Below are 25064 nucleotides of genomic sequence, written 5' to 3' on the forward strand. Positions count from 1 at the left end.
CGTTGGTCGCCCTACGCTCGCTCCTGTCGGTGAACGGCTCGATCGTCTCCTGTGTATTTGTCTAGTGTTCCCAGCCGTTCTGTGGGCCCCTCGTGGAGTCGACTTTTCGAGTCGACCCGAGCTGGCTCCAGGGCCGATGACAAAGACGGAAGGTCTGCCATGGCAACCGGCTCGACGCCAACCCGTAGTGTGGCAAAACCATTGCCGGATCATTTCATGGTGTTGCTGGACGGTGCCGCATACGGCGAGGTGCGGGCGAATCGCTTCCTCAACGACCACTTCGCCCGGGTCAAGGGAAAGAACGCAAACAGCTCCCTCGCCGGCCGGTACGCGACGGTGGGCCTCGCCGGACGCGAGACCCTGCTGGAACTGTTCGGCGCCCCGGTGCCCGGTCCCCGGCCGGTGACCGGTGGACTCGTCTTCTCGTTCCCGCGTGTCGGCTCGGCGCTGGACGCCCGCCGACTGCTCGCCGAGGAGTACGGCGTCGGCTCCCACCACGAACTCGTCCGGCGGGCCGAGCCGGGTGAACCCGACGGCCGCCCCTGGTACCACCTGGTCAGCGTCGACCTCGGTGCGGACAGCCCGTTCGTGCTCTTCCTCAACGAGGTGACCCCCGAGTACTACGCCGCGCTGGGCGCCCGGCCGGGGCCCAACGGAGAGCTGAGCCGCGCCGCGTACCTCGACGGGGTGCTCGGGCCGCCGCCCGACCCGGAGACGCTGATGGCCGACATCGCCGGCGCCACCCTGCGGCTGCGGCCGGAACGGGTCCGGCGGGTGTCCACCGTGCTCGGCGCGCTCGGATACGCCCGCGACAGCGACGGCGCTGACACCGTCGTCCACGACGACACCATCCGGTTACGGCTACGCCCGGACGACACCGGGGTCGAGGGTCTGACCGACGTCGAGGTCGCCCTCACCGCCACCGTGGACGCGGCCGAGCACCACTTCGGCGCGACCTCCCGGCTGGCCGTCGGGCCCGACGACCGGGCCCGGTGGAGCTTCACCCCGGTCGATCCGGCGGAGCTGCGGCGGTGAGCGGCGTCGACGGCACCGCGGGCCGCGACCTGTCGGGCGCCACCGGACACGTGCCCGGCCACCGCCGGCTCCTCGCCGCAGCTCGGACCACCCCGGAGGCGGTGGCGGTGGAGTACCTCGACGAGCGGGTCAGCTACGCCGACCTGGACCGGCGCTCAGCACGGCTGGCTGTGCTGCTACGCCGACACGGGGTGGGCCGCGGCAGCGTCGTGGCGGTGGCGCTGGAACGCTCACCCGAGCTGGTGGTGACGATCCTCGGGGTGCTCCGGGCCGGCGCGGCCTGGGTACCGCTGGATCCGGCGTACCCCGCCGAGCGGTTGGCGCACATGGTGACCGACTCCGGCGCGCGGGCGCTGGTCGCCACGCCGGCCACCGCCGCCGCGCTGCCGCCCACCGCGGCGATCCGGCTGGACCCGGGGGCAGGCGCCGCCGGAACGCCGCCGGACCCGGCCACCGGCCCGGACGACCTGGCCTACCTGATCTACACCTCCGGCTCCACCGGACGTCCCAAGGGGGCCCTGCTCACCGACGGCGGCCTGGCCAACCTGTGCCGGGCACAGGCCGAGTTGTTCGCCGTCCCGCGGCAGGCCCGGGTGCTCCAGTTCGCACCCGCCAGTTTCGACGCCTCCGTCTTCGAGCTGGCCATGGCGCTGGCCGCCGGGGCGACGCTGGTGCTCACCCCACGACCGGCGATCGCACCCGGCCCCGACCTGGCAGCCACCCTCCGCAAAATGCGGATCACCCACGTCACGCTGCCACCTTCGGTGCTCGCCACCCTCCCCACCGGCGAGGAGCTGCCCGACCTGCGAGTGCTGGTGAGCGCGGGGGAGCCGCTGCCGGCAGCGCTGGCCCGTCGTTGGGCCCCGGGCCGCGTCATGATCAACGCGTACGGCCCCACGGAGACGACCGTCTGGGCAACCGCCGCCACGGTCTCCCCCAACGACGAGCGACCCGGCATCGGATCGGCGATCCACGGCGTGTCCGTGCACGTCGTCGACGCCCACCTGCGGCCAGTGCCCGACGGGGAGCCGGGCGAACTGCTCATCGGCGGCGCCGGGGTGGCCCGAGGATACCGGGGGGCACCCGCCCTGACCGCCGAACGGTTCGTGCCCGACCCGTTCACCGGCTTGCCCGGCGCGCGTCTCTACCGCTCCGGCGACCTGGTCCGGCGTGCCCCCGACGGCGGGCTGACCTTCCTGGGCCGCCTCGACGACCAGGTCAAGCTGCGTGGCTTCCGGATCGAGCCGGACGAGGTGACCGCCGTGCTCCGGGAGCACCAGACCGTCCGGGACGCGGCCGTGGTGGTCCGCGACGACGGGGCCGGCCTCCGCCTGGTGGCGTACGCCGTCGGCGACGAGCCACGACCGGAGCCGCTGGTCGCATACCTCGCCTCCCGGCTGCCGGCGTACCTGGTGCCCTCAGCCGTGGTGGCGCTGGACGAGCTGCCCCTGACCCCCAGCGGCAAGGTGGACCGGGCGGCGCTGCCCGCGCCCGACCGGAGCAGCGCCGGCATCACCACCGACCGGGTGGCCCCCCGCTCCGCCACCGAGACCGCCCTGGCCGCCCTGGTCGGGGACCTGCTGGGGCTCGGCGAGGTCGGGGTGACCGACGACTTCTTCGCGCTCGGCGGGCACTCGCTGTTGGCCGGGCGGCTGGTCGCCAGGATCCGCGTCGAGTTGGGACGCGAGGTGCCGCTGTCGGCTTTCCACCGCGCACCCACCGTCGAGGCGCTGGCCGAGCTGGTGGACGCGGGCGAGCTGCCGGTGCTCCCGCCGCTGGTGCCCACCGACCGCACCCGCCCCGTCCCGTTGGCATACCCGCAGGAGCGGATCTGGTACCTGGAGCAGCTGTCGCCGGGCAACCGGGCCTACCACGCGCAGGCCACCCTGCGGCTGCGCGGCCAGCTGGACCGGGACGTGCTGCGGGCCGCGCTGGACGAGCTGGTCCGCCGGCACGAGATCCTGCGTACCGCCTTCGTGGACGAGGGCGTCGGCCCGGAGCAGCGGATACACCCGCCCATGCCGGTGGAGCTGCCGGTGACCGACCTGTCGCACCTGCCTGTGTCCGAACGGGAGGAGGCGGCGGAACGGCACGTGGCCGGGTTCCTCACGGAGCCGTTCGACCTGCGCCGTCCGCCGCTGGCCCGGTGGGCGCTCATCCGCCACGAGCGGGACGACCACACCCTTGTCCACGTCGAACACCACCTCGTCCACGACGGCTGGTCGTACGCGGTCTTCCTGGACGAGTTGGGCATCGTGTACGCCGCGCTGGCACAGGGCCGCCCGGTGCCCCGGCCCGAGGCCCCGCAGTACGCCGACTTCGCCCGGTGGCAGCGCTCCTGGCTGCGCGGCGAGGTGCTGGACCGGCAGGTGGAGCGTTGGGCCGAGGAGCTGGCCGGAGCCCCCGCGGCGCTGACCCTGCCGACCGACCGGCCGCGGCCGCCGGTGCAGAGCTTCGCCGGCGACGCGTTCCGGGTGGACCTGCACGCCGACCTGTGCCGACGGTTACGCCGGTTCAGCCGCGAGCACGGGGTCACCCTCTACCCGACCATGCTGGCCGGCTTCGCCGTCCTGCTGTCCCGCCACAGTGGGCAGGAGGACCTGGTCGTCGGCAACGGGGTGGCCAACCGGCGGATCGCCGCGATCGAGCGGATGCTGGGCATGGTCGTCAACACCCTGCCGCTGCGGATCGACCTGGGCGGCCGACCAGGGTTCGCGGAACTGGTCCGCCGGATCCACGACACGGCGGCCCGGATGTACGAGTGGCAGGACGTCCCGTTCGACCGGCTCGTCCGGCGGCTGGCCCCGGAGCGGGACCTGTCGCGCAACCCGCTGTTCCAGGTGATGTTCAGCTTCCACGACTCGGCGCTGCCGCCCCCCCGGTTCGCCGGGCTCACCGGCACCGTGCTGGAACGGCACAACGGCTCGGCCAAGACCGACATCAACATCGTGGTGCTGCCCCGCGACGAGCAGCTGGCCGGCCACGGCCCCCGTGACGACGCCGCCCCCATCACCCTGATCTGGGAGTACGCCACCGACCTGTTCGACGCCGACACGATGCGTACGCTGGTCGACCGCTACCAGCGGCTGTTGGCGGCGGCGATGGCCGAGCCGGACCGGCCGGTGGGGCGGACCCCGATGCTCACCGCCGAGGAGACGGACGGGCTGCTCACCGCGGGTCGCGGGGCCCGGACCGCGTTCGGGGCGGAACGCAGCATCCCGGAGGTCTTCGCCGACCAGGTCGCCGCCCGCCCGGACGCGCCCGCCGTGACCGACGGCGACACCACCCTGACCTACGCCGAGCTGGACACCCGCGCCGAGAAGCTGGCCCGTCGCCTGCGCGCCCGCGGCGTCGGGCGCGACACCCCGGTGGGCGTCCTGCTGGAGCGGGGCCCCGAACTGGTGACCGTCCTGCTGGCGGTGCTCAAGGCCGGCGGCGGGTATGTTCCCCTCGACCCCGGCTACCCGGTGGACCGGCTCGGCTGGATGCTGGCCGACTGCGGGGCCCCGGTGGTGGTGTCCCGGCGGGCGTTGGCCGAGCGCCTGCCCGACCCGGCCAGCGCGGACCTGGTGCTGCTCGACCGGGCCGACGAGCCGGCGGAGGCGTCACGCCCGCGACGGCCGGCGGCCGCGCCGGCGAGCCTGGCGTACGTGCTCTACACCTCCGGTTCCACCGGCCGGCCCAAGGGCGTGCTGGTGGACCACCGGGCCGTACTGCGGCTGGTGCTGGCCACCAACTATCTGCGGTTCGGGCCGGGGGAGCGGTTCGCGCAGGTCGCCGACGCGTCGTTCGACGCGCTGACCTTCGAGCTGTGGGGCGCGCTGCTGCACGGCGGGACCGTCTGCGTGGTGCCGAAGGAGGCGATGCTCACCGCCGGAGGGCTCGGCGAGTGGCTGCGTCGCTACGGCGTGACCAGCATGTTCCTCACCTCGGCTCTGTTCAACGAGGCGATGGCCACCCACCCGGACAGCTTCGCCGGGGTGACGAACCTGCTGGTCGGAGGGGAGGCGCTCAACGCCGAGCGGGTCCGGCGGCTGCTGCGCTCGTCCGCGCGGCCCCGCCGGGTGCTCAACGGGTACGGGCCGACCGAGACGACCACCTTCGCCGTCGTGCACGAGATCGACGACGTGCCCGACGACGCGACCACCGTGCCGATCGGGCGCCCCATCGCCAACACCACCGCGTACGTGCTGGACCGGCACCTCGCACTCGTGCCGACGGGCGTGACCGGGGAGCTGTACCTGGGCGGCCCGGGGGTGGCCCGCGGGTACGCCGACCGGCCCGGCCTGACCGCGGAGCGGTTCGTGCCGGACCCGTTCGCCGGTGACGGTAGCCGGCTCTACCGCACCGGCGACCTGGTCCGCTGGCGTCCCGACGGGCGGCTGGACTTCCTCGGCCGGACCGACGACCAGGTCAAGATCCGGGGATTCCGGATCGAGCCGGGTGAGGTGGAGGCGGCCCTGGTGACCCACCCGGAGGTGGCCGGGGCGGTGGCGACCGTGGTCGACGGAGCCGGTGGCCAGCGGCTGGTGGCCTTCGTGACGACGACCGGCGCGGTCCCGCCACCGGCGGCGCTGCGCGAGTTCCTCGCCGAGCGACTGCCACCGTACCTGGTGCCGGCGCGCATCGTCGCACTGCCGGCGCTGCCCCTCAACGCGCACGGCAAGGTGGACCGCTCGGCGCTCCCGACTGCCGAGCTGGGCCGCGCCGACACGGCCGCCGACAGCACGCCGCCGTCCGGGCCGACGGAGCAGTCGATCGCGCGGCTCAGCGCCACCCTGCTCGGAGTGGAGCGGGTGGGCCGCCACGACGACTTCTTCGCCCTCGGCGGGCACTCGCTGCTGGCCATGCGCCTGGTCACGTTGACCAACCAGGAGTTCGGCCGGGTCGTGCCACTGCGCGCCTTCCTGGAGCGGCCCACCGTCGCCCACCTCGCGTCGGTGGTCGACGGGGCGGACCGGTGGCGGACGACGGCCCCGGAGATCCGGCAGTCCAGCGGGCGCGCCGCGCAACAGCTGCTCGACAAGGTCGACGAACTCTCCGACGAGCAGGTGGAACGCCTGCTCGCCGACCTGGCGGAAGGCGAGGCGCCCTGATGACCGACACCGTCCCGCCCGCCGGCGGCAACGCCGCCCGCCGGGCGTTGCTCACCGAACGACTACGGCAGCGGGCCCAGCGCAGCCACCCGTTGTCGTACCCGCAGCAGCGGTTGTGGTTCCTCGACCAGCTCGACCCGGAGAATCCGGTCTACACCATCCCGCTCGGCTGGCGGATCAGCGGCCCGCTGGACGTGCCGGCCCTGGAGTGGGCGCTCACCGAGCTGGTCCGCCGGCACGAGGCGCTGCGCACGGTCTTCCGCACCGTCGACGGCCAGCCCCGTCAGGTGGTGGCACCCGCCGCTCCGGTCCGGATCGTCGTGGCCGACGTGGACGACGACGAGGAGGCGGCGCGACGGGAGGCCCGGACCGGGTTCGACCTGGCGGCCGGGCCGCTGCTCCGGGCCACCCTGCTGCGCGCCGGCCCCACCGAGCACCGGCTCTGCCTGACGGTCCACCACATCGCCTGCGACGGCTGGTCGGTCCGGGTGCTGGAGCGGGAGATCTCCGCGCTGTACCGCCAGGCCGTCGACGGGACGCCCGCCGGCCTCGACGAGCCGGCCACCCAGTACGCCGACTTCGCCGAGTGGCAGGTCGCCGAGCTGCGCGACGGCGGGCCGCAGGAGGTGATCGCCTACTGGCACCAGCGGCTGCGCGGGGTGCCGGACGTGGCCAGCCTGCCGACGGACCGGCCGCGGCCGCCGACCCAGACGTACCGGGGCGGGCACCTGACCGTCGAACTGCCGGGCGCGGCGGAGGTCGCCGCGGTGGGCCAGCCGGTCGGGGCGACGCCCTTCGCCGTGCTGCTGGCCGCCTTCGCGGTGCTGGTCCGGACGCACACCGGCGGCAACGAGGTGGTCGTCGGCTCCCCGGTGGCCGGGCGTCTCCGTCCGGAGCTCGACGGGCTGGTCGGCTTCTTCGCCAACACGCTGGTGCAGCGGCTGGACGTGACCGGGCGGCCCACGTTCCGGGAGCTGGTGCGTCGGGCCCGGGACGAGTCCCGGGCCGCGGTGGCCCACCAGGAGCTGCCGTTCGAGCGGCTGGTGGAGCAACTGCATCCGAACCGGGACCTGGCCCACAACCCGCTGTTCCAGGTGCTGTTCAGCTACCACGAGGCGGACCCGCGCGGGCTGGAGCTGACCGGTGCCCGGGTACGGCCGGCGCCCGGTGACAGCGGCACCGCCAAGTTCGACCTGAGCGTCAGCGTGACCCGGGTCGACGACGCCCTGTCGGCCCGCGTCGAGTACAGCGAGGACCTGTACGAACGCGGCACCGCGCGTCGACTGGCCGACGGGTTTCGTACCGTGCTGGCCGCCGGGATCGCCGAGCCGGACCTGCCGATCGACGACCTGCCGGTGCTGACCCCCGACGAGCGGCGGCGGATGCTCGTCGACTGGAACGACACCGCCGCGGCCCGGCCGCCGGACGCCCTGGTGCACGAGTTGTTCGCCCGGCGGGTCGCCGAGACGCCGGACCTGCCGGTGCTGCGCGAGGCCCGGCAGGCCCCGGAGGAGACCCTGACCTACCGGCAGCTCGACGAGCGGGCCGAGCGGCTGGCGGCGCGGCTGCGCGCGGCGGGGGTCGGGCCGGACGTCCCCGTCGGGGTGTTCCTGGACCGCGGCGTCGACCTGGTGGTCACCCTGCTCGGCGTTCTCAAGGCCGGCGGGGCGTACCTTCCGCTGGATCCGACGTACCCGTTGGGGCGGCTGTCGTTCATGGTGGCGGACTCCGGCGCGCCCGTGGTGGTCACCCACTCGGGGCTGAGCGGCCGGCTCGACCCGCTGCCGGTGCCCCGGCTGCTGCTGGACGGCGCGGCGGAGCCCGCGCCGGGTCCGCCCGCCGTGCGCCCACGCCCGGAGAACCTGGCGTACCTGACGTACACGTCCGGCTCCACCGGGCGACCCAAGGGCGTCCTGGTGACCCACCGCAACGTCGGCAACTTCTTCGTCGGCATGGACGCCGTGCTGGGCACCCGGGAACCGGGCACCTGGCTCGCCGTCACCAGCGTCTCCTTCGACATCTCCGTGCTGGAGCTGCTCTGGACCCTGGCCCGGGGGCACCGGGTGGTGCTGCGGGCGGACGAGCCGCAGGGGCGCGAGGGGGCGGTGCCGGCGGAGGTGCAGGCCCGGCACGTCGACTTCAGCCTCTTCTACTTCGGCGGCGACGACGGCGCCGACCCGGCCGACCGCTACCGGCTGCTGCTCGACGGCGCCCGGTTCGCCGACCGCAACGGCTTCGCCGCCGTCTGGACCCCGGAACGGCACTTCCACGAGTTCGGCGGGCTGTACCCGAACCCGGCGGTGACCGGCGCGGCGGTCGCCGCCGTCACCGAGCGGGTGGCCGTCCGGGCCGGCAGCGTCGTCCTGCCGCTGCACGACCCGCTGCGGGTGGCCGAGGAGTGGGCCGTGCTGGACAACATCTCGCACGGCCGGGCCGGCATCTCCATCGCCTCCGGCTGGCAGCCCACCGACTTCGCCCTCGCCCCCGAGCACTACACCGACCGCAAGGCGCGGATGGTGGCCGCGCTCGCCGAGGTGCGGCGGCTGTGGGCCGGCGAGACGGTGACCCGACGGGGCGGCACCGGCGCGGAGGTGCGGGTCGGCACCCATCCCCGGCCGGTGCAGGAGCGGCTGCCGGTCTGGGTGACCAGCGCCCGCAACGTGGAGACCTTCGAGCTGGCCGGTCAGCTCGGCGCGGGACTGCTCACCCACCTGCTGGGACACACCGTCGAGGAACTGGCCGGCAAGATCGAGGCGTACCGGCGGGCGTGGCGCGCGGCGGGGCACGACGGGGACGGCCACGTGGCACTGATGGTGCACACCTTCGTCGGTCCGGACACCGAGCGGGTGCGGAAGCTGGTCCGCGAGCCGCTCAAAGCGTACATCCAGTCGTCGTTCGACCTGCTCTCCGGCCTGGGAGCGGCGCTCGGCCGGCCCGGAGACTTCCGGGACCTCCCCGCCGACGAACTGGCCGAGCTGGTCGAGCGGGCCTTCGACCGCTTCTTCGACACCGCGGCCCTGCTCGGCACGCCGGAGCGCTGCGCCGACACGGTCGACCGGCTCAAGCGGATCGGCGTGGACGAGATCGCCTGCCTGGTCGACTTCGGGGTGCCGCACGGGGAGGTACTCGCCAGCCTGGAGCACCTGGCCGCCGTACGGCGGATCGTGACGGCCCGGCGGGCCGCCGCGCTCGACGACGAGCCGATCGGTGACCAGCTGCGTCGCTGCCGCATCACCCACCTGCAGTGCACCCCGTCCCTGGCCGGGGTGCTCGCCGACGACCCGGCGTCCCGGGCCGCGTTGGGCGACCTGCGCCACCTGCTGGTGGGTGGGGAGGCGCTGCCGGCCCCGCTGGCGGCGACCCTGGCCGGCGCCGTGCCCGGGAGCGTGCACAACATGTACGGTCCGACCGAGGCCACCGTCTGGGCCACCACCGACCCGGTGCGCCCCGACGGCGGGCCGGTGACCATCGGGCGCCCACTGGCCAACACCCGGGTCTACGTCGTCGACACGCGGCTGCGGCCGGTGCCGCTCAACGCCCCCGGCGAGCTGTTGATCGGCGGAGAGGGGGTGGCGCGCGGCTACCACCGGCAGCCCGGTCTGACCGCCGAGCGGTTCGTGCCCGACCCGTTCCGGGCCGACGGGAGCCGGCTCTACCGCACCGGCGACCTGGTTCGCTGGCGTCCTGACGGCAGGCTGGAGTTCCTCGGCCGGATCGACGCCCAGGTGAAGATCCACGGGCACCGGATCGAGCTGGGCGAGATCGAGAACGTGATCGTCGCGCACCCGCAGGTGCGCAGCGCGGTCGTGCTGGTCCGGGGTGAGGGGGCGCACGCGACGCTGGTGGCCTACTGCGTACCGGCGGGCGACGCCGACCCGCAGCCGGAGCGCGTCCGCGCGTTTGCCCGGGAGAGCCTGCCGGAGTACATGGTGCCGGCCCGGGTGGTCCTACTCGCGGAGCTGCCCGTGACCCCGAACGGGAAGGTCGACCGGGGACGGCTGCCGGACGGCGTCGAGGAGCGGACGACCGCGTACCGGCCGCCGCGGACGGACCTGGAACGCACCATCGCCGACGTCTGGGCGGAACTGCTCGGCCGCGACCGGATCGGCGCCGACGACCACTTCTTCAGCGTGGGCGGCAACTCGCTGCTCGCGGTCCAGGCGCGTAGCCGGCTGCTGGCCCGCGGGGTCGTCGGGGTGTCCCTGGTGGACATCTTCCGGTACCCCACCCTGCACGAACTGGCGGCCTCCCTGACCGCCGGCACGGATGCCCTGGACACGGAACTCGACCAGGTCCGGCGGTCCGCCGACCGTCGGACCGCCCGGTACGCCGCCACCGCCCGCCACCGTCGAGAGCGGAGCAGTTGATGACCGAGGAACACGACGGCGCGGAGCCGATCGCGATTGTCGGGATGGCGGCCCGGGTGCCCGGCGCCGAGGGGGTCGACCCGTTCTGGGCGGCGATGCGCGACGGCATCGAGTCGATCTCCCGGTTCGACCGGTCGGAGCTGCTGGCCGCCGGCGTGGAGGCGCAGGTGCTGGACGCGCCCGACTACGTTCCCGCCGCCGCGGTGATCGACGACGCGGACGCTTTCGACGCGGACTTCTTCGGCCTCACCGCCCGCGAGGCCGAGGTGCTGGACCCGCAGCAGAGGGTGCTGCTGGAGTGCGCCTGGACGGCGCTGGAGGACGCCGGGCACCATCCCGCGCGGACCCGGGGGCAGATCGGCGTCTTCGTCGGCACGTTCATGAACAAGTACCTGGCCGCGAACCTGGGTACGAACCCGCGGTTCATGCGGTCCCCGATGGCGCCGGCCGCGCGGATCTTCAACGACAAGGACTTCCTGGCGACCCGGCTGGCTTACCTGTTCGACCTGGACGGGCCGGCCTGCACGGTCCAGACGGCCTGCTCGACCTCGCTGGTGGCGGTCCACCTGGCCTGCCAGTCGTTGCTCAGCTACGAGTCGGACCTGGCGCTGACCGGCGGGGTCACGGTCAACCTACCGCTGCGGGCCGGCTACCCGGTCGCCGACGGCGGCCTGTTCAGCGCCGACGGGCACTGCCGCCCGTTCGACGTCGCCGCGTCGGGCACCGTGCCGGGCAACGGTGCGGTGGTGCTGCTGCTGCGCCGGCTCGCGGACGCGGTCGAGGACGGCGACCACGTCTACGCCCTCATCCTCGGCACCGCGGTCAACAACGACGGGCGGAACAAGGCCGGGTTCACCGCGCCCAGCGTCGACGGGCAGGCGAAGGTGGTCACCGCGGCCCAGGCCGTCGCCGGTGTCGACCCCGGTTCGATCGGTTACCTGGAGGCGCACGGCACGGCCACCGCCGTCGGCGATCCGATCGAGGTGGCGGCCCTGACCCGGGCGTTCCGCGCCGGCACCGACCGGCGCGGCTACTGTGCGCTCGGCTCGGTCAAGGCCAACCTGGGGCACCTCGACGCGGCCGCCGGGGCGGCCGGGCTGATGCGCGCCGCGCTGGCCCTGCGGCACCGGCGGATCCCACCGAGCGTGAACTTCACCGCACCCAACCCCGAACTGTGCCTCGACGAGAGCCCGTTCTACGTGCCGACCCGGCTCACCCCGTGGGCGTCCGGGCCGCAGCCGCGCCGCGCCGGGGTCAGCTCGTTCGGTGTGGGCGGCACCAACGCGCACGCGGTGCTGGAGGAGCCGCCGACGCGAGCCGCGCCGACCAGCGGCCGGCCGTGGCAGGTGTTGCCGCTGTCCGCGCGGAGCCGAGCCGCCCTGGACCGGCTCACCGAGCGGCTCGGCGCGCACCTGACTGCCCATCCCGAGCTGGACCTCCCCGACGTGGCCTTCACCCTGCAGGACGGGCGGCGCACCCACGAGGTGCGTCGGATCGTGGTGGCGGGGGACACCGCCGACGCGGCGGCGGTCCTCGGCGGCGCGGAGCCGGGGCGGCTGCACACCCGGACCGGCGACCGGGACCGACGGGCGGTCTTCGCCTTCCCGGGCGGCGGCTTCCAACACCAGGAGATGGGCCGGGAGCTCTACCGCACCGAGCTGGTCTTCCGCGCCGAGGTGGACCGCTGCGCGGAGCTGCTGCGGCCCCGGCTCGACGTGGACCTGCGTGACGTGCTGTACCCGTCGCTGACCGGGACGGCGCGCCGACGCCGGAGCCTGGGCCGCGCCGCCGGGCCGGTCGCGGTCTCCGCCCTCTTCGTCACCGAGTACGCCCTGGCGACCCTCTGGCAGTCCTGGGGGGTACGGCCGGTCGGCATGATCGGGCACAGCCTCGGCGAGTACGTCGCCGCCTGCGTGGCCGGCGTCTTCGACCTGCCCGACGCCCTGGAGGTCACCCTGGCCCGGGGCGAACTCTTCGCCCAACTGCCCCCGGGCCGGATGCTGACGGTGGCCGCGCCGGTCGAGGAGGTGGAGCCGCTGCTCGACGAGCGGCTGTCCGTTGCCGCCGTCAACGCGCCTCGGCTCACCGTCGTCGCCGGGCCGGACGCCGACATCGACCGGTTCGCCGCCGAGCTGGTCGGGCGGGCGGTGGAGTGCAGCCGGATCAACGTGCCGGTGGCGAGCCACTCCTGGATGGTCGAGCCGTACCTGGACGAGTTCACCCGCCGGGTGAAGGCGCTGCGCCCGCGGGCGCCGCGGATCCCGTTCGTGTCCTGCGTGACCGGTTCCTGGATCACCGAGGAGGAGGCGACCGACCCGCACTACTGGGCCCGGCACCTGCGGGAGCCGGTCCGCTTCGGTGCCGGCCTGCGCACGGCGCTCGCCGAGCCCGACCGGTTGCTGCTGGAGGTCGGGCCGGGGGAGGGGTTGACCGCGCTGGCCTCCGCCGCCGGGCTGGCGCCGATGCCCCTGGCGTTCTCGTCGATGGGGCACCCGCGCGCGCCGGAGCCGGAACTGGCCCACCTGGCCGGGGCCCTCGGCCGGCTGTGGCAGGCCGGGGTCGAGGTGGACTGGCGGGCGGTGCACGGCCCGGACCGGCCGCGGCGCGTCAGCCTCCCCGGATACCCCTTCCAGCGCCGCCGGTACTGGATCTCCCCGGGGCGCGCCGCCCGCACCGAACCCGACGAGCCGGAGGAGCCGACCCGCACCGAGACCGCCGAGCCCGACGACCACCTCCCGCCGCGCACCGAACGGGAACGTCAGGTGGCCGCGCTCTGGTCCGACCTGCTGGGGGTCGACCGGATCGGGGTGGACGTGGACCTGTTCTCCCTGGGCGCCCACTCCCTCATGATCACTCAGGCGGCCCGGGAGCTGCGCCGGCTCAGTGGCCGGGACATCACCGCCCGCCAGGTGCTCCAGACGCCGACCGTCGCGGCGCACGCCGCGTTGGCCGACGGGCGGGTCGTCGACCCGGCCATGGCCACCGGTGACGACCTGGCCGCGGACGTCGTGCTCGACCCCGCGGTCACCGCCGCCGGGCTGCCCGCACCCTGGTCCGGTCCGCCCCGGACGGTGCTGCTCACCGGCGCCACCGGCTTCGTCGGGGCGTTCCTCTGCGCCGAACTGGCGGAGCGCACCTCGGCGCAGATCCGGTGCCTGGTCCGGGCCGCCGACCCGGTCGAGGGCGAGGAACGGCTGCGGGCAGCCCTGGAGTCGTACGGGCTGCGGTGGCCGGGCGCCGGGCGGATCCGCGTGATCCCCGGCGACCTGAGCCGGCCCCGGCTGGGACTCGGCGCGGAGGAGTACGCCCGGCAGGCCGCCGAGGTCGACGTGATCCACCACTGTGGAGCCCAGGTCAACTTCGTCCGCCCGTACCGGTTCCTGCGGGCCACCAACGTACGCGGCACCGAGGAGGTGCTCCGGCTGGCCACCACCACCGTGCTGAAGCCGGTGCACCACATCTCCACGCTGGCCGTACTCGCCGGCGCCGTGGCCACCGGCGTGCCGGAGGTCCGGGAGGACGACCCCCTGCCGCCGCCCGTCGGGCACGACACCGCGTACAGCCAGAGCAAGTGGGTGGCCGAGGGGCTGGTGGGGCTGGCCCGGGAACGCGGCGTCCCGGTCTCGGTCTACCGGGCCGGGGCAGTGCTGCCCGACAGCCGCACCGGGGCGGCCAACCGCGAGGACTACGTGACCAAGGTGATCCAGGGTTGCGTCGAGCTGGGTGCCGCCCCGGCCCGCCGGTACGAGCTGGCGGTGGCCAGCGTCGACCACGTGGCGCGGCTGGTGGTCGGGCTCTCGGTCCGACCCGAGACCTGGGGGGCGACCTTCCACACCGTGCACCCGGCGCCGTTGGCCTGGAACACGATTTTCGACCAGCTCCGTCACTGTGGTCACCCGGTGCGGTCGTTGAGCTGGAACGACTGGCGCGCGGAGCTGACCAGGGCGGTCGAGGAGGACGACGCGGCGAACGCGCTCGCCCCGCTGATGGCGATGCTGGGCGAGGTGGCGGACCGGGACATGCCCCGGATGGACTGCGCCAACGTGCTCGCCGGTCTGCCCCCCGAGGCGTCGCGGGCACCCGACCTTGACGAGACCTTCTTCGACAAGATGTTCGGCCACTTCGTCCGGGCGGGCTGGTTGCCGCGCCCGCAGCGACCGGAGTCCGAGGGGGAGGAGCCCCGTCCATGACCACGCTGCTCACCGGTGCGACGCTGATCGACGGCCTGGGAGGTGAACCCGTGCCCCGCGCCGACGTGCTCGTCGACGCCGACCGGATCCGTGCCGTGGGGGAGCAGCGTCCGCCCGCCGACGCCGACGTGGTGGACCTGAGCGGGCTCACCCTGCTTCCCGGGCTGATCGACGCCCACGTACACCTCGGCTACTCCAGCGAGATGCGCGCCATGCTCAACGCGGAACTGTCGGTGGCCGAACGGGCGGCGGACATCTTCCGCAACCTGCGCGAGACCCTGGAGGGCGGCTTCACCGCGGTCCGCGACTGCGGCGGAATCGACCACGGCGTGCTGCGTACCGTGGGGCGCGGCCTGGTGCCCGGGCCGCGGATCTGGGCGTCGGCGTCGCCGTTGACCCAGTGCGGGGGGCACGGTCACCTCGGCTCGCCGTTCCTGCCGCCGGACGCGCAGTTCCACTTCCGGGTCCGGGGCCTCACCGCGGTGGGGCGGATCTCCGACGGGCCGGACGAGGTACGCAGGGCCGCCCGGGAGTGTTTCCGGCAGGGCGCGTCGTTCCTCAAGATGTCGGTCACCGGTGGGGTGGTGTCCATCGCGGACGACCTCTCCGACACCCAGTTCACCGTCGGCGAGATCGAGGTGGCCGTCCAGGAGGCCGCCGCCCGGAACACGTACGTGACGGTGCACGCGCACAACGTCCACGGGATCCGCAACGCGGTGCGCGCCGGGGTCGGCTGCGTCGAGCACGGAACCGGCATCGACGAGCCGACGGCGGCGATGATGGCCGACCGCGGCGTGCACCTGGTGCCGACGCTGACCATCGCCCGGTCGCTGCTGGACAACTTCGCACAGCACGGGCTGCCGCCGCAGATCCGGGACCGGGTGGGTGACACCGAGCAGGGGATGGTCGACGGGATGTTGGCCGCCCGCGCGGCCGGGGTGCTGGTCGGCTCGGGGTCGGACCTGATCGGCCCCGACCAGCGGGGCCGGGGCCGGGAGATCGCCCTGAAGGCGGCAGTTCTGGGGCCGATGGCGGCGATCGTCTCGGCCACCTCGGTCAACGCCCGGATCATGCGGGTCGAGGGGCAGGTCGGTTCGGTCGAGGCGGGCAAGCTGGCCGACCTGGTGGCGGTCGACTTCGACCCGCTGGCGGAGCCGGAGGCGTTCGGCGACCCGGACCGGGTCGTGCTGGTGGTCAGGGGCGGCCGGATCGTCAAGGACGTCCGCAAGTAAGCGACGTGAGGGGAACGGACAGGTGGACGAGGAACGGTACGTCGTGGTCGTGAACGACGAGGAGCAGTACTCGATCTGGGAGGACGGCGCTCCACTGCCCGGCGGCTGGCACCCGACCGGGTTCACCGGTGACCGGTCGGTGTGTCTGGCGCACATCGATGCGGTCTGGACGGACCTGCGTCCGCGCGGCCTGCGGGTGGCCGCGGAGCAGGCGTGAGCGCACCGGCGCGGACGGGCCGCCCGGCGGCGACGCCGGACAACTCCGGCGCGGCGGCCACCTCGGCCCCGCCGGCGGATTCGGTCGACGGCCGGCCCGCGGATCCGGCGGTTGCGCCGGGGTCGATGGATCCGGCGGTTGCGCCGGGGTCCGCGGATCCGGCGGTTGCGCCCGGGGCCGCCGAGACGCCGGTGACGACAGCGGAGCGGATCGCGGACCTGCGTAGACGTCGGGAGCAGGCGCGGCAGCCCGGGTCGCCGCGGCTGGCCCGCCGGATGGTGGCCCTGGGGCGGATGACCGTCCGGGACCGGATCGACTACCTGCTGGACGAGGGTTCGTTCGTGGAGACCGATCGGTTCGCCCGACACCGGGGGCGGCACTACGGCATCGAGGCCGACCGCCCGTACGGCGACGCGGTGGTCACCGGCTACGGCACCGTCGACGGGCGGCCCGTCTGCGTGTACGCCCAGGACGGCAGCACGCTCTCCGGCAGCGTGGGGGAGGTCTTCGGCGAGAAGGTGGGCAAGCTGCTGGAACTGGCGGTGCAGACCGGCTGCCCGGTGGTCGGTATCAACGACTCCAGCGGCGCCCGCCTGCAGGAGGGGGTACTCTCGCTCGCCGCGTACGGCCGGGTGGCCCGCCGCGTGGTCGGCGCCTCCGGGGTGATACCGCAGCTCTCCCTCATCATGGGCATCTGCGCCGGCGGCGCGGTGTACACGCCGGCGGCGACGGACTTCGTGGTGATGGTGGAGCGCACCTCCCACATGTTCGTCACCGGACCGGCGGTGATCCGGGCGGTCACCGGCGAGGACATCGGCCTGGAGGACCTCGGTGGGGCGCGGGTGCACACCGAGCGCACCGGCAACGCTCACTACCTGGCGACCGACGAGCAGGACGCCATCGACTACGTCCGCGAGCTGCTCGGCTACCTGCCCTCGAACAACCTCGACGAACCGCCCGCCCTGCCCGTGGCGCCGGATCCGGAGGTCACCGGGGCGGACCTCGTCCTCGACCGGATCATCCCGGACGCCCCGGAGCGCGGGTACGACATGCGGGCGGTCATCACCCACCTGGTCGACGACGGCGAGCTGCTGGAGGTGCACGACCGGTTCGCGCCCAACCTGCTGTGCGGGTTCGCGCGGGTCGACGGCCGTACGGTCGGCGTCGTGGCGAACAACCCCCAGTGGCTGGCGGGCGCGCTGGACATCGACGCCTCCGAGAAAGGTGCGCGTTTCGTCCGTTTCTGCGATGCCTTCAGTATCCCGTTGCTCACCCTCGTGGACGTGCCGGGTTTTCTGCCCGGGGCCGCGCAGGAGCACCAAAGCATCATCCGGCGCGGGGCGAAGCTCGGGTTCGCCTACATCGAGGCCACCGTTCCGAAGGTCACCGTCATCGTCCGCAAGGCGTTCGGCGGCGGGTACGCGGTCATGGGCGCGAAGGAACTCGGCGCGGACCTCTGCGCGGCCTGGCCGACCGCCCAGATCGGCGTGATGGGGGCGGCCAGCGGGGTGGGCCTGCTCTGTCCCCGGGAGCTGGCCGAGGCGGACGGACCGGGCCGGCGGGCGTTGTACGAGGAGTACGAACAGCGACTGGTCAGCCCCTACATCGCGGCCGAGCGGGGCAACGTGGACGACGTGATCGTGCCGTCGGAGACCCGGCCGTGGGTGCTGCGGGCCTTCCGGGCGCTGCGCACGAAGCGGGTGGTGTCTCCGCCCCGCAAGCACTCCAACATCCCGCTGTGATCAGCCCGCCACGAATCGGGCGACGGCCACCCGTGAGGTCACGTTGAGCTTGGTGAAAATGTTCGCCAGGTGCATCTCGACGGTCTTCTCGGTGACAAAGAGCCGTTGGGCGATGTGCCGGTTGGTCAGCCCCTCGCTGACCAGCGCGGCGACCTGACGCTCGCGCCTGGTCAGGGACGCCACTCCGGTCTGCTGCACGTGTTGCCGGCGACGGGAGACGCGGGCGGCGAGTCGCCGGCGTTCCAACCGGGCCCGCTTCACGTACGCCACGGCACCGTACTCCTCGAACGCCAACTCGGCGGCCTTGAGGTCGGCGGCGGCCTGCTCGCTCTGCCCCTCGACGGCGAGCACGGTGCCGCCGACCAGCACGGCACGGGCGGCGTCGAGCACCAGGCCCGCGCCGTTCAACGTGGCCGCGGCGTGCTCGGACAGGTGGTACGCGCCGGCGTCGCCCCGGGCCGCCGCGACCTGTGCCCGCGCCAACAGCGCCAGCCCGGTACGCCCGGGCAGGCCCAGCGGCTCCGCCGTCTCCTCGGCCCGGTCGGCCCACGCCTGCGCGCTCTCGAGCTGACCGAGGGTCAGCGCGGCCCGAGTCATGATCTCCGCCCACACCGGGCGTGAACAGTGTTCGGTGCGGTCCAGCGACAGCCCGCCGGCCCGCTCCACGAGGGCGGTGGCAGCGGCCGGGTCGTTGCCGACGACGTACGCGTCGGCCAGCATCCGGCGGGCGAGCATCGCCTTCCACTGGTCGACCCCGGGCAGGTGGGCCTCGGCGGGGCCAGCGTGCGGCAGGCCGGCGTCGTCACCGGTCAGCGCGCCGACCCACCGCTGCAGGGCCAGGGCGCAGGCGTACTGCTCGCCACTGCCGGAACGCTGGGCCAGGGCGAGCGCCTCGCGGATGACGTCGGTGGCCTCTCCCAACCGGCCCCGGCTGCGTAGGGCGATCACCTTGGCCAGGTAGAGCGGGTGCAGCACGAGGCTCTGCTCCGCTCGTGCCGCGGAGGCCAGCGCCCGCTCCAGGTGCCGTAGGCCGTTGTCCCAGCGTTCGAGCAGCAGCTCGCCCCAGACCACCGAGATGGCGGCCCGGTGACTCGCCGTGAACTCGCCGTTGAGCATGGCGTCCAGCAGGTTCGCGGCCCTGTCGAGGTGGCGGCCGGCGGCCGGCAGATCGCCACGGGCGGCGTCGGCCATCGCCAGCAGGCCCAGCGCCGCGGCCTGGTAGGGCCGCACCCGGTGGCGCCGGCTGCTGCACAGCACCTGGACGGCGTTGGCCCGGCCCGCGTCGATCTCACCCGCGGAGAGTTCTCCGGAGGCCCGCTCGAACAGCAGGATGGCCCGGGCCATGCCGTCCCGCTGGTGGAGGCCGCTCAGCTCCGCGCGCAGCAGCGCGTCGGCTTCTGCCCGACGTAACAGCAGGCGCTCGATCAGCACGCAGAACGCCATCGCGCGGGCGCGCGGGTCGGCCGGGGTCGCCGGCAGCAGTTCCAGTGCCTCGTGCATGACCTCGCGGCTGGCCTCGAGCTGACCGCTGAGGCCGAGCGCCTCGGCCAGGCTGACCAGCAGCGTCGCTCGACGCCGGCGGTCGGTGTCGGCCGGCAGTAACCGCAGCGCGGCACGCAGCCAGGCCACCGACGAGGCGAGCGAGACGCGCCGGGCTGTTGCCGCGGCCCGTTCCAGCACCGCCACGGCGACCAGGTCGCCACGCCGGGCGGCGTGCTGCAGGTGGTGGGCGAGGGCGGTGGCGCTGGCGCCACGCCGGCGGAGCACCTCCGTCGTCCGGGCGTGCAGCGCGATCCGCTGCCCCGGGCTGATGTCCTGATAGAGGGCCTGGCACAGCAGGGGGTGCCGGAAGCCGTAGTGGCGTCCGTCCCGGGTGGGGCGGACGAGATCGAGCGCGATCAGCTCGTCGAGGCGTTCGACGATGTGCCGCTCGTCGTGACCGGTCACCTCGGCCAGTAGGTCGGCGCTGAACGGTGCGCCGGCCACCGCCGCCGCGTGAGCGAGTCGGCGTGCCCCGGTCGACGCCTGCTCGACCTCGCTGAGCATTCGGAGGTTGGCCGAGTTGAGCAGTTGCGGGCTGTCGGCGAGGGTGGTCTGGCCCGGACGGTGCCCGAGCCGGGCCAGGGATTCCAGGTACAGCGGGATGCCGTGACTGGCGTCGTAGAGCTCGCGGACGGTGGAGCGGCTGCGGCCCCCGCCGATCAGGGCGGCGGCGTCGTCCTCGCTGATCGGGCCGAGGTGCAGGTGGCGGATGGTTCGGCTGTCGGCCAGCAAGGTGTGCAGGCGCAGCGGTGCCTGCCGCTGCCGGTAGGCCAGCACGACCACCAGGGGCAGTCGCGGCGTCTCGCGGACCAGCCCACCGATCAGCCGGGTGGTGTCGTCGTCCGCGTGGTGCATGTCGTCGAGGAGCAGCACGCTGGCGGGTGCGGCCCCGTCCCCGACCAATCGCGCGAGTATCGCGTGGCTGGCCTGGTCGGTGTGCTGCGGCCCTGGCGCGGCGCCGGCGGCCGACCCGGACGGCGCCGGCTGACCGGCCGCGCCGACCACGGCCGGGTGGTCGATTTCGGCCAGCGCCTCCAGCAGCGGCGCGTGGGGGGACCGGCGGTACAGCGGGTAGCCGCGTCCGGCGAGGACCCGGAACCCCTGCTCCGCGCCGACGTGTCGGAACTCGGTGAGCAGCCGGCTCTTCCCGATGCCCGGCTCGCCGGTGACGACGAGAACCTGGGTACGCCCCGCGCGAGCGCGGTCGAGGGCGAGCCGGAACACGTCGAGTTCCCCACACCGGCCGACCAGGGGAGCGGCTGCGCTGAGGCTCGTCGCGGCGTGCTGATCGTCGGTGGTCGTGGACAGTGCCGCGCCGGACCGGTGCACCATCGCCCCCTATCGCCGTTGGGCCAACGTCCGCCAGGGTGGCTGCGCCCCGGTGGTTCGGCCCCGCAGTATGCATCGACGACTATCTTGGCAACCGGCGCTGTGGCCGATCGGCTTCGCGCCTTGCACAGTATGGCACCTGTCACGCGTTCGGCACCGTGGGTGATCGGCAGATGGACAGACGCGCGCCACGTGGTGGTGGGGTGCGGAACGCGAACGACGGTGAAGGTGCTGCTGGTGTTGTCGAGGCCGCCCGACGGAGCGCCGGTCACCGTGGTGTTGGTGAAGGTGACCTCACACGTTCCTGATTTTTCCCCGAAAGGCTGTCCGTCCGGGCCGGGAGCGTTCTGGCCGGAGTGGACAGGAGAGCAAGAGTTATGTGGAGAAGTCCCAGAATGGTGGTGGCCGCGATCGCGCTGACCGCGTTGTCGGCGTGCGCATCAACCGAGCAGTCCGATGGTGATCGGTCGACCGCGGGCGACGGGGCGAAGGTGGCGACGCTGACCAGCCCCGGCAGCAACCCGTCTGCCTCGGCCCAGGCGCAGCGACCGCGTGCCCGGCTCGACACTACCCCGGAGGAGTGGGAGGCCCTGCTGGCGCCGTACAACAAGTGCATGCGGGAGCACGGCGTCGACAGCGATGTGGACCGCAAGAAGGCTCAGGACTCCGGGGTCCGGGTCGCGACCTCGGAGGAGCAGAGGAAGCTGACCGAGGCGAACCAGATCTGTGAGCCGCAGTATTATCCGCTGCCCGCGTGGGAGAAGGACCCGGCCAACCCGGAGGCCCGTGACTTCGCCCTCGCCGTGGTGGACTGCCTGAAGGACAAGGGCGTCGAGCACGCGGCGGTCGGTGGCGACGGGGTCAGCCTGGAACTCGGCGGGGACAAGAACGACGCGCGCTCGATCCGGCTCGGCCTGGAGAAAGCGCCCGAATGCGAGCGCCAGGTCGCCGCAGCGACAAGGTAGCTCGACCGGAACGACAGGGGGGCGCGACAGCCGGATCCGGCCGTCGCGCCCCCCTGCCGTTCCGGCCGTCGCGCCCCGTGTCGCCCGGCCGTCGTGTCATCCGGCCGTCGGGCCCGTGTCACCCGGCGGCCAGGGCCTGGGTCGGGGTCAACCGCGACGCGCGCACGCACGGGTAGAGACCGGCGAGGACTCCGACGACGATGGCACCGACCACCCCTGCCCCGGCCGACTGGGCCGGTACCACGAGCGGCCATCCCTGCCAGGTCGCGTACCCGATGGTGGCGAGGAGGCCGAGCGCCGTCCCCGCCAGCCCACCCGCGGTGGCCAGCACGACCGACTCGGTCAGGAACTGGCCGCGGATCTGACCGCGGGTGGCGCCGAGCGCGCGCCGCAGTCCGATCTCGCCGCGTCGCTCCAGCACCGACACGACCATCGTGTTGGCCACTCCGATACCGCCGACGATCAGCGCGACCGCGGCCAGGGCGAGAAACAGGACCGAGAAGCTGTTCTCGGTGGCCTGTTTGGCGGCCAGCGCGTCCGAAGGCCGGGTGATCATCACCCTGCCGGGCCGTTCCGGGGAGACGGTCTCCGGTAGCACCCCGCGGACCGCGTCGATCTCGGACTCCGCGCACTTCAGATAGATCACCGTCGGGTGGCCGTCGAAGCGCAACTCGGTACGGGCCGCCTCCCAGCCGACCAGGACCGACCGGTCGATGTCCGGTGACAGGTCGGTGGTGGTGAGAATGCCGACCACGGTGAATCGGCGGTTCGCGATCATCACCTGGGGCCTGGCCTGATCGGGAGGCAGGTCGGTGATGCCGAGCCGGGTGGCCGCGACCGAGCCGAGCACGACGGTGGGGAACTGCGCCGTGGCCGGGTTCAACCACGTACCGACCCGGATCCGGGCATTGATCACTGGCAGCAGGTCCAGCTGGGTGGCCAGCACGGTCAGGCCGGAGCCGTCGTCGGGGTCGATGCGGTCGCTGCGGCGGACCAGGGTGTGAGTGTTGCCTACCGCGCTGGCCGCGGTGACCGGCCGGATCCGTCGCACCATGCTCACCGCCTCCTCCGGCAGTTGCGCCGGCCGGCCATCCTCCGGCACCGCCATCGCCTGCAGGGTGTTGGTGCCCAGTGCGGTGAGCTGCTGGAGCAGCGCGGCCTGGCTGGAGGCCGGGATGCCGGTCACCACGATCATCGTGGCGATGCCGATTGCGATGCCCAGTCCGGACAGGATCGCCCGGGCCGGGCGGGTTCGCACCCCCATCAGCCCGAGCCCGAGCAGGTCCAGCGGGGCCAGCCGGGCGGGACGAGGCCGGCTCACCGTCCGGCCGTCCTCGTGTCGCCGACCAGCCGTCCGTCCCGGATCTCGATCTGTCGGGGCAGCGACGCGGCGATGTCGCGGTCGTGGGTGATCAGTGCGATGGTGGTGCCCTCCTCGTTGAGCCGGCGCAGCAGCCCCAGCACTGCTCTGCCGGTGACGGTGTCCAGCGCGCCGGTGGGTTCGTCGGCCAGCACCAGCGACGGCCGGTTGACCAGCGCGCGGGCGATCGCGACGCGTTGCCGCTCTCCACCGGAGAGCTGCTGCGGCCGGTGGCCGCTACGATGCGCCAGGCCGACCCGGGCCAGGGCGTGCAGGGCGTGTTCGCGCCGCTCCCGGCGGGGCACCCCGGCGTAGAGCAGTCCGGTGCCGACATTCTCCGCGGCGCTGAGTCCATCGGCGAGATGGAACTGCTGGAAGACGAAACCGATCTCGCGCGCTCGCAGGGCGGAGAGATGCCGGTCACCGAGAGCCGCGACGTCGTGGCCGGAGATCCGGACGGTTCCCGAGGTGGGGCGGTCCAAGGTCCCGATGACGTTGAGCAGCGTCGACTTGCCGGAGCCGGACGGCCCGACGATTGCCACCAGTTCCCCGGCGGCGATGGTCAGGCTGACACCGCCGAGGGCCCGCACCCCGCCTGGATAGACCATGCCTACGTCGTGGACGGACAGGACGGGTTCCGTGGTCACGAGGCGACCGCCACAGTGGTGCCCTCGGCGAGCCCGTCACCGGTGATCTCGACCCAGCCGTTGGCGAACATGCCGGTGCGTACCGCGACGAGACCTCCGGGCACCTGTACGGCGTAGCCGCCCTCGTTGAGAGCCACCAGCGCCTCCACCGGCACGGCGAGCACGTCCTTGCTGGTACGACCGACGAAATTCACTGTCACGTCGGCGGCGTCGATCTTGGTGATGGTCCTCGGGTCGTTGACGGAAGCCGTCACCGTCAGCTTCGGTGCTTCGGTGCCGGGGCCTGTGTCGGGCGAGACGAGTTCCCGGCCGACCGCGACCACCCGGGCCGGCACGGTGCGGTCGTCGGGCAGTCGCACGGTGACCTGGTCGCCCTGCGCGATGGAGCCGGCATCGGAGAGTTCGGCGCTCACCGTGATCACCTTGCGGGTCGAGGTGACCGACATCAGCGGTCCGTCGGCCGGGGCGCCGGCCTGCACGCTGACCGAGTCAACCCGGATCGCGCCGCTGAGCACCTCGACGTCACCTACCGCGATGGTTCCGGTGACGGGGCGGCCGAGGTCCGCCTGCCAGCGCTTGATCGCGTCGATCAGCCGGGTGGTGAGCACGCCCTCACCCTTGTTGACCTTCACCGCTGTGCCACTCCCGGCGGTCTTCGCCGCCGTGCCGCTCCCGGCGGCATTCGCCGTCGTGCTCGCAGCTGGTTTCCCCGGGCCGGTGTCGTCCGTCGGTGAGTTCCGGCCGGTGCCGCCCGCCGCCGAGTCCTGCCCGGTGGCAGGTGCGGGTTCCGGCACGACCCACTCGCCGGCCGAGGGCTGCCGGCCGATCGAGTAGCCGAGTGCCTTGAGGTTCTCCGCCACGATCTGCACGTCCCGGCCCACCAGGTTCCTGCCAGCGATGCCCCGGAACAGCGGCATGCTGCCGTAGAAGAGCGGCACCGGTAGGTCGTCCGCACGGTACACCTGATCGCCTCGCGCGATCGTGCTTCCCGGCTCGGGCAGCCAGGTGACGGTCGCCTGCTGATGCCCGGAGAGTGGGCGGGCCGGGCCGTATCCGACGGTGCCCGGCAACGACCTGGTGGTGGACAGGTCCCGGCGTTCGACGTTCGCCGTCGCGGCGGCGACCGTCTCCTCCGGTCGTGGCGTCTCGGCGGTCCGGTGCCGGGTCACGGCGACCGCCCCCCCGGCCGCCAGCGCGACGGCGACGCCGGCGGCGAGCCACCATCCAGGCTGGCGCCGCCGTGTTGGCGGATCGGCGACGAGCGGTATCAGTTCGGTGGGAGCGTCAGGATTCGACTGCATGCCGAGCAGCGTGGCCGGCGGTCGTTAGTACTGCAACGGCG

General features: G+C 73.7%; 12 protein-coding genes. 8 read left to right on the top strand and 4 right to left on the bottom strand.

Translation table 11 applies throughout. The features are described 5' to 3' along the window. Positions 1–216: 216 nt before the first annotated feature. The 7 genes from QTQ03_RS25700 to QTQ03_RS25730 are packed head-to-tail and all read left to right on the top strand — an operon-like array spanning position 217 to position 17879. Positions 217–1035 (top strand): DUF5829 family protein, encoded by an 819-nt coding sequence (locus tag QTQ03_RS25700; protein WP_289280297.1) that lies wholly within the window; start codon positions 217–219, stop codon positions 1033–1035. Then, positions 1032–6131, top strand: coding sequence for a non-ribosomal peptide synthetase (locus tag QTQ03_RS25705; RefSeq protein WP_289280298.1), 5100 nt, complete (start codon positions 1032–1034; stop codon positions 6129–6131). The genes QTQ03_RS25700 and QTQ03_RS25705 overlap by 4 nt, the downstream gene beginning before the upstream one ends. Beyond that, entirely contained in the window at positions 6131–10498 is a 4368-nt protein-coding gene (locus tag QTQ03_RS25710) for a MupA/Atu3671 family FMN-dependent luciferase-like monooxygenase (protein WP_289280299.1), read from the top strand. Before QTQ03_RS25705 ends, QTQ03_RS25710 begins: the two co-directional genes overlap by 1 nt. Then, positions 10498–14688, top strand: coding sequence for a type I polyketide synthase (locus tag QTQ03_RS25715; protein WP_289280300.1), 4191 nt, complete (start codon positions 10498–10500; stop codon positions 14686–14688). The genes QTQ03_RS25710 and QTQ03_RS25715 overlap by 1 nt, the downstream gene beginning before the upstream one ends. Then, positions 14685–15920 (top strand): metal-dependent hydrolase family protein, encoded by a 1236-nt coding sequence (locus QTQ03_RS25720; protein WP_289280301.1) that lies wholly within the window; start codon positions 14685–14687, stop codon positions 15918–15920. Before QTQ03_RS25715 ends, QTQ03_RS25720 begins: the two co-directional genes overlap by 4 nt. Before the next feature lie 22 nt (positions 15921–15942). After that, entirely contained in the window at positions 15943–16137 is a 195-nt protein-coding gene (locus QTQ03_RS25725) for an MbtH family protein (RefSeq protein ID WP_289280302.1), read from the top strand. Further along, the gene (locus QTQ03_RS25730) at positions 16134–17879 is read left to right on the top strand and encodes an acyl-CoA carboxylase subunit beta (protein ID WP_289280303.1); all 1746 of its coding nucleotides are present in this window, start codon (positions 16134–16136) and stop codon (positions 17877–17879) included. Before QTQ03_RS25725 ends, QTQ03_RS25730 begins: the two co-directional genes overlap by 4 nt. Here the strand turns inward: QTQ03_RS25730 and QTQ03_RS25735 are convergent, their stop codons facing one another. Then, positions 17880–20753 carry a helix-turn-helix transcriptional regulator gene (locus QTQ03_RS25735; protein WP_289280304.1) on the bottom strand — a complete coding sequence of 958 codons (2874 nt, stop codon included), beginning with the start codon at positions 20751–20753 and terminating at the stop codon, positions 17880–17882. A gap of 392 nt (positions 20754–21145) precedes the next feature. Here QTQ03_RS25735 and QTQ03_RS25740 point away from each other — a divergent pair, with 392 nt between their 5' ends. After that, positions 21146–21715: a hypothetical protein gene (locus QTQ03_RS25740; RefSeq protein ID WP_289280305.1), complete on the top strand. Its 570-nt coding sequence runs from the start codon at positions 21146–21148 to the stop codon at positions 21713–21715. A gap of 118 nt (positions 21716–21833) precedes the next feature. On the opposite strand, the gene QTQ03_RS25745 is transcribed toward QTQ03_RS25740, so the two are convergent. From QTQ03_RS25745 to QTQ03_RS25755, 3 genes are read right to left on the bottom strand one after another with little or no spacing between them, the layout of a single operon-like run. After that, entirely contained in the window at positions 21834–23036 is a 1203-nt protein-coding gene (locus tag QTQ03_RS25745) for an ABC transporter permease (RefSeq protein ID WP_289280306.1), read from the bottom strand. Next, positions 23033–23683 carry an ABC transporter ATP-binding protein gene (locus tag QTQ03_RS25750; protein ID WP_289280986.1) on the bottom strand — a complete coding sequence of 217 codons (651 nt, stop codon included), beginning with the start codon at positions 23681–23683 and terminating at the stop codon, positions 23033–23035. Before QTQ03_RS25750 ends, QTQ03_RS25745 begins: the two co-directional genes overlap by 4 nt. 35 nt (positions 23684–23718) lie before the next feature. Then, the gene (locus tag QTQ03_RS25755) at positions 23719–25023 is read right to left on the bottom strand and encodes an efflux RND transporter periplasmic adaptor subunit (RefSeq protein WP_289280307.1); all 1305 of its coding nucleotides are present in this window, start codon (positions 25021–25023) and stop codon (positions 23719–23721) included. Positions 25024–25064 lie beyond the last annotated feature (41 nt).

The organism is Micromonospora sp. WMMA1363, from assembly GCF_030345795.1.
Classification (GTDB): domain Bacteria; phylum Actinomycetota; class Actinomycetes; order Mycobacteriales; family Micromonosporaceae; genus Micromonospora.